14 protein-coding genes are annotated in these 13,658 nt (G+C 64.2%); 9 read left to right on the top strand and 5 right to left on the bottom strand.

The window, feature by feature from the left end; all coding sequences use genetic code 11:
* The first annotated feature begins 98 nt into the window (after nt 1–98).
* A complete protein-coding gene (locus tag ETW24_RS18200) occupies nt 99–716 on the top strand; it encodes a TetR/AcrR family transcriptional regulator (RefSeq protein WP_129372349.1) in 618 nt (205 codons plus the stop codon).
* Between the two features lie 60 nt (nt 717–776).
* Here the strand turns inward: ETW24_RS18200 and ETW24_RS18195 are convergent, their stop codons facing one another.
* Nucleotides 777–1,253, bottom strand: coding sequence for a c-type cytochrome (locus ETW24_RS18195; RefSeq protein ID WP_254695648.1), 477 nt, complete (start codon nt 1,251–1,253; stop codon nt 777–779).
* Between the two features lie 112 nt (nt 1,254–1,365).
* Between ETW24_RS18195 and ETW24_RS18190 the strand changes: the two genes are divergently transcribed.
* The 3 genes from ETW24_RS18190 (at nt 1,366) to ETW24_RS18180 (ending at nt 4,271) form a co-directional block, all read left to right on the top strand.
* Nucleotides 1,366–3,048: a Y-family DNA polymerase gene (locus tag ETW24_RS18190; RefSeq protein ID WP_129372347.1), complete on the top strand. Its 1,683-nt coding sequence runs from the start codon at nt 1,366–1,368 to the stop codon at nt 3,046–3,048.
* A 73-nt stretch (nt 3,049–3,121) separates the two neighbouring features.
* Nucleotides 3,122–3,811 (top strand): ArsR/SmtB family transcription factor, encoded by a 690-nt coding sequence (locus ETW24_RS18185; protein WP_129372346.1) that lies wholly within the window; start codon nt 3,122–3,124, stop codon nt 3,809–3,811.
* Between the two features lie 115 nt (nt 3,812–3,926).
* Nucleotides 3,927–4,271 carry a DUF2794 domain-containing protein gene (locus tag ETW24_RS18180; RefSeq protein ID WP_129372345.1) on the top strand — a complete coding sequence of 115 codons (345 nt, stop codon included), beginning with the start codon at nt 3,927–3,929 and terminating at the stop codon, nt 4,269–4,271.
* A gap of 93 nt (nt 4,272–4,364) precedes the next feature.
* Here ETW24_RS18180 and ETW24_RS18175 read toward each other — a convergent pair whose 3' ends face one another.
* From ETW24_RS18175 to ETW24_RS18165, 3 genes are all read right to left on the bottom strand, one after another.
* Complete coding sequence (locus ETW24_RS18175; protein ID WP_129372344.1) at nt 4,365–5,189, bottom strand: C40 family peptidase; 825 nt, start codon at nt 5,187–5,189, stop codon at nt 4,365–4,367.
* 4 nt (nt 5,190–5,193) lie between these two features.
* Nucleotides 5,194–6,576 carry a leucyl aminopeptidase family protein gene (locus ETW24_RS18170; protein ID WP_129372343.1) on the bottom strand — a complete coding sequence of 461 codons (1,383 nt, stop codon included), beginning with the start codon at nt 6,574–6,576 and terminating at the stop codon, nt 5,194–5,196.
* A gap of 85 nt (nt 6,577–6,661) precedes the next feature.
* Nucleotides 6,662–7,042 carry a hypothetical protein gene (locus tag ETW24_RS18165; RefSeq protein ID WP_254695647.1) on the bottom strand — a complete coding sequence of 127 codons (381 nt, stop codon included), beginning with the start codon at nt 7,040–7,042 and terminating at the stop codon, nt 6,662–6,664.
* A gap of 157 nt (nt 7,043–7,199) precedes the next feature.
* Between ETW24_RS18165 and ETW24_RS18160 the strand changes: the two genes are divergently transcribed.
* On the top strand, nt 7,200–7,850 hold the full coding sequence (locus ETW24_RS18160) for a carbonic anhydrase (protein ID WP_129372341.1): 651 nt from the start codon (nt 7,200–7,202) through the stop codon (nt 7,848–7,850).
* Between the two features lie 2 nt (nt 7,851–7,852).
* Here ETW24_RS18160 and ETW24_RS18155 read toward each other — a convergent pair whose 3' ends face one another.
* Nucleotides 7,853–9,016, bottom strand: coding sequence for a DUF3095 domain-containing protein (locus ETW24_RS18155; RefSeq protein WP_129372340.1), 1,164 nt, complete (start codon nt 9,014–9,016; stop codon nt 7,853–7,855).
* A 117-nt stretch (nt 9,017–9,133) separates the two neighbouring features.
* Between ETW24_RS18155 and ETW24_RS18150 the strand changes: the two genes are divergently transcribed.
* The 4 genes from ETW24_RS18150 to ETW24_RS18135 all read left to right on the top strand — a co-directional run bounded on the left by ETW24_RS18150 (nt 9,134) and on the right by ETW24_RS18135 (nt 13,644).
* Nucleotides 9,134–10,306, top strand: coding sequence for an MFS transporter (locus tag ETW24_RS18150; RefSeq protein ID WP_129372339.1), 1,173 nt, complete (start codon nt 9,134–9,136; stop codon nt 10,304–10,306).
* A gap of 82 nt (nt 10,307–10,388) precedes the next feature.
* Nucleotides 10,389–11,411 (top strand): aspartate-semialdehyde dehydrogenase, encoded by a 1,023-nt coding sequence (locus tag ETW24_RS18145; RefSeq protein WP_129372338.1) that lies wholly within the window; start codon nt 10,389–10,391, stop codon nt 11,409–11,411.
* A 132-nt stretch (nt 11,412–11,543) separates the two neighbouring features.
* Nucleotides 11,544–11,891, top strand: a complete 348-nt coding sequence (locus ETW24_RS18140) for a hypothetical protein (protein WP_129372337.1) — start codon at nt 11,544–11,546, stop codon at nt 11,889–11,891.
* 103 nt (nt 11,892–11,994) lie between these two features.
* The gene (locus ETW24_RS18135; protein WP_129372336.1) at nt 11,995–13,644 is read left to right on the top strand and encodes a DUF4139 domain-containing protein; all 1,650 of its coding nucleotides are present in this window, start codon (nt 11,995–11,997) and stop codon (nt 13,642–13,644) included.
* Nucleotides 13,645–13,658: the final 14 nt, after the last annotated feature.

The following is a 13,658-nucleotide window of genomic DNA, read 5'->3' as shown; positions in this document are numbered from 1 at the left end:
TTCCGCGAGGGACTGCAAGACGGCACGGGTTATGCTGTTGCAATGCGGCAGCAGAGGCTACACTAGGCCCAGACCCGCAGGCAGCCAAAGGAACCCGCATGAACCAGCAAGCCAGCGTCCTGCGTACAGGCCGGAAATTCGATCAGGTCCTTGCAGGGGCCCGCGAGGTGTTCCTGGCTGACGGGTTTGAGGGCGCGAGCGTCGACAACATTGCCAAGGCGGCCGGCGTGTCCAAGGCGACGCTGTACAGCTATTTCCCCGACAAGCGGGTGCTGTTCATGGAGGTGGTGCGTTCGGTCTGCGGGCAGCAGGCGGACAGCGGGCCGGATCTGGCAGCAGGCGATTGCGGCCCGCGCGGCGTGCTGCGGGTGGCGGCGGAACACGTGCATGCCGTGCTGATGGGCGGCATCAGCCTGCAGCTGTTCCGCATCTTTGTGGCCGAGGCCGACCGCTTCCCTGAGCTGGGGCCGATGTTCTATGAAAGCGGCCCGATGGTTTTGCACGGGCAAATCCGCGATTACCTGAAAATCGCCGTAGAGCGGGGCGAGCTGGCTATTCCGGATGCGGATCTGGCCGCCGCGCAGTTCATCGAGCTGTGCAAGGCGGATATTTTCCTGCGATTCCTGTTCAACATCGACGAGCATTTTACCGAGGCCGAACGTGAGCGGGTGATTACCGGCGCGATCGAGACCTTTATGGCGCGGTTCGGCACCTGACGGCTGCGGGCGTACTGGTCAGAGCTTGCCGGTCAGAGCGTACCGGTCAATGCCTGCCGGTCAGTGCGTGGTGAAGCTGTTGGGCGTGTTGCGATAGGTTTCGTGGCAGCTGAGGCAGCTTTGCATCAGGCTGGGCAGGGTGCGGCGCAGGGCGGGCAGAGACCGGGTGCTGAGGTCGCGGGCTGCCGTTTCGGCGGTGTCTGCACGGGCTTTGAAATCCTTCCAGGCTTGCCAGATCAAGGGCCGCGCATGAGAGCGCGGATCCAGCTGCGGTTTCTTGAAATGCTTGCGGATGGTGCCGGTGGATCTGATCAGCTGCCGCCGGGCCGCACGGGCCCTGTCCCGGTCAAAATATGTGCGTCCGGCCATCATGCCGGTCAGCACATCCATCGCCGCCTTCTGCGAGGTCATCAGGGCCATTCTGCGTGTCACATGCTTGCTGGTGCCGTCCCTGGCTGTGACCGGGGCGGTGCTGCCAATGGCAAGAGCCGCAAGGATGACCATGAAGGCCATGGTTTTGAACAGGCGGATGGTCATCACGCTGCCCCCGGGCGGATCGACCGAATCGCATGACATGAACAAAATAAGAACATATGCTGTGGAACTCCTGTAATCTGCCGCCTGCCGGCCCCTGTTGCCCGATCTGCCCATGCCCCATCGCCGCATCTTATCGCTTTGGTTTCCGCGCCTTGGCGCCGAACGTATCATGCGGGCAAAGCGCGGCGGTATTGCCGGGCCGCTGGCCGTTGCCGAAGAAGTGTCCAACACCCAGGTTATTTCCGCGTTAAACACGGCGGCTTCGGCGGAAGGTTTGCAGCCGGGCCAGCCGTTGCGCGATGCCCATGCGATGTGTGCGGCGCTGGTGGTGCGGCCGCGCAACCGGGCGGCGGAGGCGGCGTTCCTGGCCGCCCTCAGGCGCTGGGCCGGGAAGTTCAGCCCCTGGGTGGCAGAAGCCGGGGAGGACGGGCTGATCCTTGACCTTACCGGCTGCGCGCATCTGTTCGGCAGCGAGGCGGTGCTGATGGAGACGGCGGGGCGCGATTGCGCGGAGATGGGTCTCAGTGTGCAGATGGGGCTGGCGGATACCCTGGGCGCGGCTTGGGCGCTGGCGCGTTATGCGGGGGAGGACGCCGTGCCGGACCGCTCGGGCGATGCCATTGATCAGGAGGCCCGCGCGACCCGGGCCCGGGCGCAGAAACGCACGCCGGGGCAAAGCGCCAAGCGCCGCCACTGGACCCGCGGCGGCGCCGCGCCGCAGGTGCAGGCGCCGCCGCCGCAGATGGGGCGGATTGCCGGGCCTGGGCAGGCTTACGGCGCGCTTGCCCCGCTGCCGGTGGCGGCGCTGCGGCTGGACAATGCCACGGTGGCGCAGCTGAACCGGCTGGGGCTTCGCCGGATTGGCGACCTGCTGGGTCAGCCGCGGGCCGGCCTGGCGCGCCGGTTCGGGCGCGGGCTGGTCTTGCGGCTGGATCAGGCGATGGGCAGCGCGCCGGAACCGGTCTCGCCCGCGCGCAGCCCGGATCGCTTTGCGGTGCGGCTGACCCTGCCGGAGCCGATCGGTCTGATGGAAGATCTGCTGGCAGGCATTGACCGGATGCTGCCCAGGCTCTGCGCCCGGCTGGAGGCGCGGGGCAAGGGCGCGCGGGTGCTGCGGCTGGAGGCGCACCGCTGCGATCAGGCGATGGAGACCGTGACCCTGGGCCTGGCCCGTGCCAGCCGCGCGCCGGACCGCATCCGCCCGCTGCTGGAGATGAAGCTGGAACAGATCGATGCAGGCTATGGCATCGATATGCTGCGGCTGGAGGTGCTGCAGGCCGAAGCGATCCACGCCCGCACCCCCGCGGGCCATATGCAGGCGGGTGCTGCGGTGCAGGCGCGGCAGGAGGATGGCGCGGCGCTGGAGGATCTGATCGGCCGCCTTGGCGCGCGGCTGGGGCTGGAGGCCATCACCCGCTGCCACCCGGCAGAGAGCCACATTCCGGAAAAGACCTTCACCGTGCAGGCGGCAGCCTGGTCTGAGCCTGCCGCCGGGGACTGGCCGCGCCCGCCCCGTCCGCGCCCGCTGCTGATCTGGCAGCCCGAGCTGGTCCATGCGCCAGAGCGGCCTGAGGTGCCGGAGCGTTTCCGCTGGCGGGGGCGCAACTGGGAGCCGGCGGCGGCGGAGGGCCCTGAGCGGATAGCCCCGGAATGGTGGCTGGAGGATCCGAACTGGCGCAGCGGCGTGCGCGATTACTGGGTGGTTGTGACCCGCAGCGGTGAACGGCTGTGGCTGTTCTTTGCCCATGGCGGTGCGCTGTCGCCGGGCTGGTTCTGTCATGGGTCGTTTGCGTGACGGGCCGGACAGTTCGATGCGCAGCGAAGGGTTTTGCTTGGGCCTGCCTGCAGGAACCGCTTAGGGTAAGGGCATGATCACACCGCGTTTCGACATTCTGGGCCAGGCCATCAGCGATGCCAGCCGCACGCAGATGCTGTGCGAGCTGATGGAGGGGCGTGCCTATACCAACAAGGAACTGGCGGCGGCGGCCAGGGTGACGCCGCAAACCGCCTCGGCGCATTTGCGGCTGCTGCAGGATGCCGGGCTGGTGGTGGCCGAAAAACGCGGCCGCTGTGTCTATCACCGGCTGGCCGGGCCGGAGGTGGCCCATGCGCTGGAGCAGCTGGCGGCGATTGCGCCTGCGGACAGCCTGCACCGCGCGCAGCGGCGCAAGGCGGGGGATCTGGCACAGGTGCGCAGCTGCTATGACCATTTGGCCGGGCCTTTGGCTGTGGCGATGACCCGCGCACTTCTGGACCGCGGGATGCTGCGCGAGGAACACGGCGCCTTTCGCGCTATTCCGGCCGGGGAATGGCTGAAACTTGGGGTTGTTCTGCCTGAGAAACCGGGCCGCCAGCCCTTTGCCCGGCCCTGTCTGGACTGGACCGAGCGCAAGCTGCATGTGGCGGGGCCGATGGGGCGGCTGATCCTGGATCACGCACTGGACAGCGGCTGGGTCAAACGCCACCGGCACAAGCGCGGGCTGGTGCTGACAGCGCCGGGAGCACGCGCGCTGGAGCAGATTCTGGGTCTTAGCTGCGGTGGTCTGGTGGCGGCCTGAGGCAGGCCGGAGCGGGCTGAAAACAGGAGGCAGAGCCTGTGCGCCTTCTGCATCACACGAAAATTCGAAGGGGATAAACCTTGATTTGCCCCGGAAACGGCGCAACCTTTAACCTATGAGCTTTGATCAGGTGCAGCCTTTTCCCGGATCTCCCTACCCTCAGCAAGTCGCGTTCGACCGGCGGGAATTGTCGGTCATTCTATCCCTCTATGGGCGGATGGTTGCCGCGGGGGAGTGGCGCGATTACGGCATTGCCTCCCTGCGTGACCTGGCAGTTTTCTCCGTTTTCCGGCGTACGGCAGAGCACCCGCTTTACCGGATCGAAAAGCGCCCCAAGCTGCGGGTGCGGCAAGGGCAGTATTCGGTGGTCGGTATGGATGGGCATATTCTGAAGCGCGGGGCGGATCTGAAAACCGTTCTGCGCGTGCTGGAACGCAAGCTGATCCGGTCCGTTGATTGACGGGAGGGTTGCAGCCGCGCGCGGGCCGGAAAATTCAAATTTTCCGGTCAATAATCTTGCAAGATTTTTGCCGCCTGGGGCTGCTGATGCGGATTAAGCCAGCCGTTTGTGCCCGGTGACCGGGCCGTCGCCCTGGGCTTGAATGCGTTTGATTGCCGTGCCGATGGATTCGATCGCCACCGCCATATCGTGGGCATTGGCGTGGATCAGGGTTTCCGCGTCCCGCACCATGGCGACATGGCCCTTCCAGAACAGCAGATCGCCGCGCTGGTAGTCTGTATCAGGGGCGGGTTCACCCAACTCTGCTTCCTGCATATTGCTGTCGCCGGGGCAGGCCGTGCCGCAGGCCAGCAGAGCCGCTTGCACCAGGCCGGAGCAGTCGATGCCGAACCGGCTGTTGCCGCCCCAGAGGTAGGGCGTGCCGAGAAACAATTCGGCCACCGCCACCGGATCAGCAGCGTGGGTGCCCAACGGCGACAGGTGGCGGGCGGGAATGAACCCCAAGCCGGTTTCAAGAAACCGCCCGGTGCCGCCCAAAACCTGCACCCGGCTGCCGTGGCTAAGCGCCTGTGTCTCCGGCGATTTGAAGTCATCCGCCGAATAGCTGTGGGTCGCCGGGGCGCTGACCCAATGGGTGGCTTCAAACGGCGCCGTGAGGGCAGTGCCGGGCACATATCCGACGTAGGAATCCTTGGCCGCTTGCAGGAATGACCAGCCCTGCCGGTCCTCGTAGACGGTCACCGGCTCGCCATAGACAAGCTGGCGGTCGCGGGCGCCGTCCGGTGTGCGCAAGAGGTCTGCAACCGGCACGCCGATGCGGGCGGCGGTGCCCTCCACGGGTTCCAGATCGGCGGAAACATCCGCCAGATGCACGGCGGCGATGCGGGAGTTCATGGGAGTGCGGCGGCGGTCGGTCATGCTGCTAAAGCTCCAGCATGTCCGGCAGGGCGGCAAACAGCGCGCGGGCGCCCTGCAAGGCACCGCCCTTGGGCCGCCCGGGGGCGGCGCTGGGGGTCCAGCCGTAGATGTCGAAATGCATATAGCGGGTGTCTCCGGCGAAACGGCGCAGGAACAGCGCGGCGGTGATCGAGCCTGCAAAACCGCCAGACGGCGCATTGTCCAGATCGGCGATGCCGGGTTCGATCATGGCCTCGTAAGGGTCATGGAACGGCATCCGCCAGACCGGGTCGGCAGTGCGTGCCGCACTGGCTGCCAGCGCGGCGGCATCTGCATCATTGCCTGTATAGAAGGGGGAGAGGTCCGGGCCGACGGCCACACGGGCAGCCCCTGTGAGGGTGGCCATGGAGATCAGCAGATCCGGCGTGTCCTCGGCTGCGAGCGCCAGCGCGTCGGCCAACACCAGGCGGCCCTCGGCGTCGGTGTTGTTGTTCTCAATCGTCAGCCCCTTGCGGGACATCAGCACATCGCCGGGGCGGAAGGCGGAGCCGGACACGGCATTTTCCACTGCTGGAATAAGCACCCGCAACTGCAGTGGCAGCCCGGCGGCCATGATCATCCGCGCCAGCCCCAGCACATTGGCTGCGCCGCCCATGTCCTTTTTCATCAGTGCCATGCTGCTGCCGGGTTTAAGGTTCAGCCCGCCGGTGTCGAAACAGACGCCCTTGCCCACCAGGGTGAGCCGGGGGCCGGACGTGCCCCAACCGATATCGATCAGCCGCGGTGCGCGGTCCGAGGCGCGGCCCACGGTGTGGATGAGCGGGAAATTCTGGTCCAGCAGATCCGCGCCGGTGATCACAGAACAGCTGGCGCCAAACTCCCCGGCCAGAGCTTCGGCAGCAGCCTGAAGATCTGGCGGGCCCATGTCAGAGGCAGGCGTGTTGATCAGATCGCGGGTCAGACATTCGGCGGCAGCCAGTGATTCTACGGCGCCCGCCTCAAGGCCTTCCGGCGCAACCAGTGCAGCGGTCTGTACCGTGCTTTTCTTATACCGGTCAAAGCGGTAGGCGGTCAGCAACCAGCCCAGCGTTTCGGTGGCAGCAGCTTCTTCCGGCAGGCCGGAGGCGATCCGGTACGTCCCGTCGGGCAGTTTCGCGGCGGCCTCGGCCAGCACGAAACGGCGGCGCGCGCGCTGGGCGGCGCTGCCAAAGCCGGCCAGGGCCATCTCAATCTTGCCATCTGCGCCTGGCACCGTGACGGCCTGACCGCAAGTGCCGGTAAAACCCTGTGCCGAAACCCATGCCTGAACGCGCTGCGGCTGGCCTGAAAGCCAGCTGTCAAAAGCGTCGCTTGCGATAACATGCACTGGACAGGCGTCCGGGCTGGACGCGGCAAAGACGGGCGGCATGGGCATACTCCGGTAGCGGATCAATAAGGATGCACCAGAGTAGCCGCCGCAGCGCCGCCTGCAAGCCCTGCAGGCCGCGGAAATATCAGATCGTCATGTCCTGCTGGTCCCAGACCGCGGTCAGCGAGCGTTCGCCCACCCGCATCAGCCGGAACAGGATCGCGGCAACCGCCGGAGCGTCCCCGGCATCAATGGCCACCGTCGCATCCCTGGCAATGGCTGCCAGCGCCGTCATGCCGATCTGATCGGCAATCGCAATCAGCGACCGCGCACTTTTGCGCAGGTTGATCATGTCATTCTGCCGCCACAGACGCTCGCAATGCGTCAGGCGGACAGCCATTTCTTCGACCGCCCGGCACACCACATCTTCGGCGCCGGTTTCTCCGAGCTGCTCATACAGCGCGGAGAGTTTGTCCGGATCCAAGCGTACTGTTTCAGAGCGTATTACTGTTAGTATATTGGCCACCACATTCACCCAAATTCTATGTGCCCCCACGGCACAACTGCCAATTTGAAGCCCACAAGTTTTCAAAAGGTTTCTGAAGGGGGGCTCAAATCGCTCGAATTTGCGGACAATGCAGAGTAACACGTCCGGCAACGTGCAACGATCGGAGGATTCGACAATGGACTTTGCCAAACCTCTCCCCAGTTATCTGGTGACCCGCTATCACGGCTGGAAAGCCACATCATATGAGGAAAACCAGGGCTGGTACCGCCGCCTGGCGACCGAAGGCCAGCGTCCGCGGGCCATGGTGATTTCCTGCTGTGACAGCCGGGTGCATGTGACGTCGATCTTCGGCGCCGACCAGGGCGAGTTCTTTATTCACCGCAATATTGCCAATCTGGTGCCGCCGTTTGCACCGGATGGCGATCACCACGGCACCTCGGCTGCAGTGGAATACGCGGTGACCGCGCTGAAGGTGTCGCATCTGATCGTGCTGGGCCATTCACAGTGCGGCGGCGTGCAGGGCTGTATCGACATGTGCAAGGGCAACGCGCCGCAGCTGGAGGAAAAGACCAGTTTTGTCGGCCGCTGGATGGATATTCTGAAGCCCAAGTTCGAAGGCGTCGCAGGTATTGAGGATCCAGACCTGCAAGCGCGCCAGTTTGAGCGCCAAGCTGTTGTTGCCTCATTGGAAAACCTGATGACCTTTCCCTTTATCGAATCGTCGGTGAAGGCCGGACAGCTGAGCCTGCATGGCCTGTGGACCGATATCGGCGAGGGCGGTCTGGAATGTTATGATCCCAAGACGGGCGCGTTTGCGCCTGTCTGACGTCATGCCGGATTTTTGCCGTCTCCAAAAGCAGCCGCCAGATTGGCGGCTGCTTGCGTATAGCCGCCGCCGGCCCCATCAACAAAGTGGACGTGGTCGTCCTCTACCGGCGAGGGCACGATGCAGGTGACCATGGCGGCGTCCTGTTCGTGCAGGCCGAAATGCACCAGCCCCGCCCCGGCGGCCTGTTGCAAACGGTCGCGGATCCGGGTGCTGATGGCCGGTGTGCAATCCAGTGTCATCTTCAGCCCGTCATCAAATTTGCGAAAATCGGAATGGGCTTTGAGAACCGATAGGTAATGCACCGGGTCAAAGGCGCCCGCGGGGCGTTTCAAGGCGAAGATCAGCCCGGCAAAGAGGCTGTGTGAGAAAAGATAAAACTTCCGCAAAATCACCGGCAATTTACCGCGGGACGCCTGGGCTTCCAAAGCCAGGCCGGAGGGCGGAAAGCGCAATTTGGGGCCGGAATCGGGTACCGGGTGGCCGTCTTCGGCAAGTTCAGAGGCCAAATCCAGCAATTCTGCCGAGAGCCGGGCAAAGGCCCGCGGGCTGGTGCCCGGCGCGGGCTGGGCAACCACCGACAGGATAATGCCATTGCGCGCCGGAGTGTTGCTCCAGCGGCAGGACAAGCCGTCGAGGTCCGGGGCGGCGGCGTGCGGGGCGGCGGGCACTTCGAAGGCGCCGGCCTTCATCTGCGCCTCGGCCCAGGCCAGCCCGCCGCCGTTGAACATGGCGAAATCCGCGTGTTCCGACACGGCATAGCGGGCAATCCGGACGTCCAGCCCCTCGGCGCGGATCCAGCCCATCGGCAGCATCGCAGCCCGCAGGCTGACGCCGAATTCCGATTCAGTCCAGCTGCGCAGACCTGCCAGCACCTGTTTGGCGGTGTCCTTGTGCCGGGGCGGCACCGCAAATGAGGCGCCGTCACCGCCGAAAACATAGGGGAAAGCCTCACCCTCAAGCGCGTTGCGCATGGCGGCGATCACCGCGGCGCCGATCATATTGACGGTCTTATAGCGGCCCGCAGCCGCCAGCCCGGTAGAGTTCACGATATCGGTGCAGCACAGGTGCCAGTCCGGCGGCAGCGGCACAAAGGCCTCTGGCGCGGCAAGGCTGTCGAAAGACCGGGTGCTTGGCAGGCCGGAATAGAAAGTGTCTGTCGTCATTCCATTCCCGCCCCAGTATCCCGTCCCAGTGACCTGCTGTTCCTACCTAAACGAATTGTGTGCCGGGGCCAAACATGCAAGCTGTGCCGCGGAAACGGCAAACCGGGGGGACAGGAAATGCAGGCAGGATTGGTCTTATTGTGCCTGGCTTATGTGCTGAGCCAGTTTTTCCGTGCTTTCCTGGCGGTGCTGTCCAGTGTCCTGGGGCAGGACATTGGCGCGGCGCCGGATGATCTCGCCTTTGCCTCGGGCATGTGGTTCCTGTCCTTTGCCGCAATGCAGCTGCCGGTGGGCTGGGCATTGGACCATGCGGGGCCGCGCCGGACTGCAGCGCTGCTGCTGCTTTTGGGCGGCGGCGGCGGAGCGGCGCTGTTTGCCGCGGCCACCGGGCCCTTGCATGTCAGTATCGCGATGTTTCTGATCGGTATCGGCTGTTCGCCGGTGCTGATGGCCTCGTACTACATTTTTGCGCGCCAGTACCCGCCTGCACGCTTTGCCACCTTGGCAGCGCTGATGCTGGGGGTGGGATCGGCCGGCAATCTGGTGGCCTCTTACCCGACGGCGCTGGCGGTGGATCTGTTCGGCTGGCGCGAGACCTTGGCAGGGCTGGCAGTTGTTTCCGTGGCGGTGGCGGCGGGAATATTCCTGACCGTTTCAGACCCCGACAAGCCGGATGGCGAGCACAAGGGATCGGTGCTGGATCTGCTGAAGATGCCGGTGATGTGGGCGATCTTTCCGCTGATGCTGGTGTCCTATGCGCCCTCCGGCGCGCTGCGGGGGTTGTGGATCGGGCCGTATCTGAACGACATTTACGGGCTCAGCACCCAAGCTGTGGGGCTGGCGACGCTGGTAATGGGGGCGGCGATGATTACCGGCACCTTTGCCTATGGGCCGCTGGACCGGGTGCTGGGCAGCCGCAAATGGGTGATCCTGGGGGGCAATGTATTAAGCTGTGCGGCACTGGGCGGGCTGATCCTGGCAGCGGGCGCGCCGGTCTGGGTGCCGGTTGCGATGATGGCGGTGGTCGGCTTCTTTGGCGCTTCTTTTCCGGTAATCATGGCGCATGGCCGGGCCTTTGTGCCGCCGCATCTGGCCGGGCGGGGTGTTACGCTGCTCAACCTGTTTGGCATCGGCGGCGCGGGAATCATGCAATTTGCCACTGGCCGTATCCATGTGAAAATGGCCGGAGCGGACCCATCTTTGCCCTATACGGGGATTTTCGCCTTCTTTTTGGTCTGTCTGGCGTTGGGATGCGCAATTTATCTGTTCAGCCGGGACAGCATGGACTGATCCGGGACTTTAAACTTGTCCCCAGAGGGATTATCACTCCGGCGCCGGCCATGGGGCCGGGTATTACTGGAGAAACAGACAAATGGGTTACCGCATCGTCGTCGTTGGCGCCACTGGCAACGTGGGCCGCGAAATGCTGAACATCCTGGCCGAGCGCCAGTTCCCTGTGGATGAGATCGCTGTGCTGGCCAGCCGCAAATCTCTCGGCACCGAAGTCAGCTTTGGCGATAAGACACTGAAGACCCAGGATCTGGACACCTTTGATTTCACCGGCTGGGACATGGCGCTGTTTGCCGTGGGGTCCGCCGCGACCAAGGATTACGCGCCCAAGGCCGCTGCCGCAGGCTGCACCGTGATCGATAACTCGTCGCTCTACCGCTACGATCCGGACATTCCGCTGATCGTGCCCGAGGTGAACCCGGAAGCGATTCACGGTTACGCCAAGAAAAACATCATCGCCAACCCCAACTGCTCGACCGCGCAGATGGTTGTGGCGCTGAAGCCGCTGCATGACCGCGCCAAGATCAAGCGCGTTGTCGTCTCGACCTATCAGTCGGTGTCAGGCGCAGGCAAAGAGGGCGCCGACGAGCTGTGGGACCAGACCAAGTCGATCTATAATCCGACCTCTGATGTGCCGCCGAATAAATTCCAGAAGCAGATTGCCTTTAACGTCATCCCGCAGATCGACGTTTTCATGGAAGACGGCACCACCAAAGAAGAGTGGAAGATGGTGGTGGAGACCAAAAAGATCGTCGATCCGGCGATCAAGGTCACCGCAACCTGTGTCCGTGTGCCGGTGTTTGTCGGACACTCGGAAGCCGTGAACATCGAGTTCGAGGAGTTCTTGGACGAGGACGAAGCCCGCGACATCCTGCGCGAGGCGCCGGGCGTCATGGTGATCGACAAGCGGGAGGCCGGCGGCTACGTGACCCCGATCGAATGTGTGGGTGATTTCGCCACTTTCATCAGCCGGATCCGTCAGGACTCGACCATCGAGAACGGCCTGAACCTGTGGTGCGTCAGCGACAACCTGCGCAAGGGCGCGGCCCTGAACGCGGTGCAGATTGCCGAGCTTTTGGGCCGTGAGGTTCTGAAAAAAGGCTAAGCCTTATATCCTTTTGGTGAGGGGGCTGCTTCGCAAGAGGCAGCCCCTTTTCTTTTGCACGGCTGCCCGGCGGCAGGCCGCTCCGGTAGGTTGAGGGAGACAGGAACAACAGCAGACTTAAGGACCAAAGCCATGATCGCACTGCAGGATTTCAGCCGCGCCGCCCCCGTTTCCGCAACTCTGCCTTTTGGCGCTATGGCGGCTGTTCCGGCGCAGCCCAAGCTGAACTGCGCATCCGCGGCAGAGTTGCGGCAGCAGCTGGCGGCGGATTTCGCCGCCTCCGGCGACTGGTTCACCCTGTGCAGGGGCCTGCGCCGCAAGGGCATTTGCCTGCGGATGCGTGAAGGGGATCTGTGGGTCTATGACGCCTTGAGCCTGGCGGCGATCTCCTCTTGCGAGGATCTGGGGATCGACACAGATGAACTGGAGCTGCGTTTTGGCCCGTCGCAGCCGCAGCAGGCCGCCGCGCATGGTGCCTGAGCGTGCTGGCCACGCCGCAGGCTGAAGGGTAGGTTTGGCATCAGGCGGGCAGTTCCGGCCCGCCATCTTGATTGATTGAGAGATGCCAATGAGAATTTCCTTGATGGCTTTTGCCGTTTGTTCATTTGTTCAGGCTGCGGCATCTGCTGTTGCGGCCGATACCGTTCCCGTCAGCAGCCGGGTGTCCGAAGTGACCCTTTATCCCGGCCTTGCCGAGGTGACCCGGCGCGCTGCCGTCTCGCTGCCTGAAGGGCGGCACCGTCTGATCCTGCAGAATGTGCCGAAGTCTGCGCTGCTGGAGACTCTGCAAGTTGAAATCACCGGCGCCCGCCGCATCGCCACTTTACTGCGCGAGGATTACGTGCCGCCGCGGGATGCGGACGACCCGGAGATTGAGGCCGCCGAAGCACGGATCCGCGAGCTGGAGGCCCAGGTTGCCTCGGTCCGGGATGAGGCTGCGGGCGCCCGCGCCGGGATACTGGCGGCTGAGGCCTCAATCGGGTTCCTGCAGCAGCTTGGCGGCAATGAGGGCCTGGCCCAGGCGAATGCATCGGCTTTGAGCGAAATTGCGCGGATGATCTCCCGCGAGGCCGGTAAGGCCAGCCAGGCTGCCGTGGAGGCTGAAGCCGGGGCCCGCCGGATTGAGCTGCGTCTGGAAGCGCTGGACGAAGACCTGGCAGCGGCCCGCGCGGCGCTGGCGGCAATCACGCTGGAGGACCGGGACCGGCTGTACATTGCGGTGGACGTTGAGGCAGAGCAGGCGGGCGAAGGCACGGTAATGCTTAGCTATTTCACCGCTGGCGGCGGCAATATCGGCTGGCAGCCGTCTTATGAAATGCATCTCAGCACTGGGGATGCGGCTGAGGTTACCCTGAAACGCGCGGTTGTGCTGGTTCAGGATACCGGCGAGAACTGGCGGGATGTGGCATTGACCCTGTCAACTGCGGTGCCATTCGGTCAGGGCAGCCCGTCGGCTTTGAATCCGTGGCTGCGCCGGATTGAAGAACCAGAGCCTCCCCGCGCTCGGAAATCACTTGGTCTGGACGTGGCGGAAATGTCTGCATTTGCCGAGCCGGCGCTTGAGGCGCCTGCCATTGCGCAGGAAGCCCGTGGCGGATGGGGAGTTGACCTGGGCGGTGCGGCTGCGACCTACAGGTTTGAGCTGCCGGTTTCGATTTCTTCCGGCGCGGATTTGCTCCGGCTGGAAATGGACAGCCTGTCCGCTGCGGCTGAATTGACCGCGGTTGCGGTTCCTTCGCGGGATGAAACCGCCTACCGGGTGGTGACGTTCACCAACAGTTTCGGCGAGCAGCTGCTGGCCTCGGATGAGGTGCCGCGTTTCGTTGACGGTAAGCTGATCACTGTCGGGAATTTTGCCGGGCTGGCACCAGGTGCGGAGATGAAGGCGGGATTCGGCCCGATCGAAGGCTTGCAGCTGCGCCGCGATGTGCTGCGGCAGAGCGAGGGGGAACAGGGGCTGATCTCGCGCAGCAACGCGCAGGTGCAGAAGGTCGAGATCATGGTGGAGAACCTTACAGGGCAGGACTGGCCTTTGCGTGTTTTGGACCAGGTGCCCTATTCGCAGCAGGATGATCTGGAGATCAAGTGGAGTGCGAGACCGCAGCCTACGGCAGAAAACGTCGAGAAGCAGCGCGGCATCCTGGCCTGGGACATGGAGCTTGGGGCGGGGGAGAGCCGGACCATCCGGTTGGACACCACGCTGAACTGGCCCGAGGACATGGTGCTGCGCTGATATTGGCGCGCCTG

It is taken from the genome of Leisingera sp. NJS204, from assembly GCF_004123675.1.
GTDB lineage: Bacteria > Pseudomonadota > Alphaproteobacteria > Rhodobacterales > Rhodobacteraceae > Leisingera.
This window is presented reverse-complemented; position numbering and strand designations above follow the sequence as displayed.

Coding starts and splice junctions, on each gene's coding strand:
- ETW24_RS18200 (WP_129372349.1), top strand. CDS start 99: ATGAACCAGCAAGCCAGCGTCCTGCGTACAGGCCGGAAATTCGATCAG.
- ETW24_RS18195 (WP_254695648.1), bottom strand. CDS start 1,253: ATGACCATCCGCCTGTTCAAAACCATGGCCTTCATGGTCATCCTTGCG.
- ETW24_RS18190 (WP_129372347.1), top strand. CDS start 1,366: ATGCCCCATCGCCGCATCTTATCGCTTTGGTTTCCGCGCCTTGGCGCC.
- ETW24_RS18185 (WP_129372346.1), top strand. CDS start 3,122: ATGATCACACCGCGTTTCGACATTCTGGGCCAGGCCATCAGCGATGCC.
- ETW24_RS18180 (WP_129372345.1), top strand. CDS start 3,927: ATGAGCTTTGATCAGGTGCAGCCTTTTCCCGGATCTCCCTACCCTCAG.
- ETW24_RS18175 (WP_129372344.1), bottom strand. CDS start 5,189: ATGACCGACCGCCGCCGCACTCCCATGAACTCCCGCATCGCCGCCGTG.
- ETW24_RS18170 (WP_129372343.1), bottom strand. CDS start 6,576: ATGCCGCCCGTCTTTGCCGCGTCCAGCCCGGACGCCTGTCCAGTGCAT.
- ETW24_RS18160 (WP_129372341.1), top strand. CDS start 7,200: ATGGACTTTGCCAAACCTCTCCCCAGTTATCTGGTGACCCGCTATCAC.
- ETW24_RS18155 (WP_129372340.1), bottom strand. CDS start 9,016: ATGACGACAGACACTTTCTATTCCGGCCTGCCAAGCACCCGGTCTTTC.
- ETW24_RS18150 (WP_129372339.1), top strand. CDS start 9,134: ATGCAGGCAGGATTGGTCTTATTGTGCCTGGCTTATGTGCTGAGCCAG.
- ETW24_RS18145 (WP_129372338.1), top strand. CDS start 10,389: ATGGGTTACCGCATCGTCGTCGTTGGCGCCACTGGCAACGTGGGCCGC.
- ETW24_RS18140 (WP_129372337.1), top strand. CDS start 11,544: ATGATCGCACTGCAGGATTTCAGCCGCGCCGCCCCCGTTTCCGCAACT.
- ETW24_RS18135 (WP_129372336.1), top strand. CDS start 11,995: ATGGCTTTTGCCGTTTGTTCATTTGTTCAGGCTGCGGCATCTGCTGTT.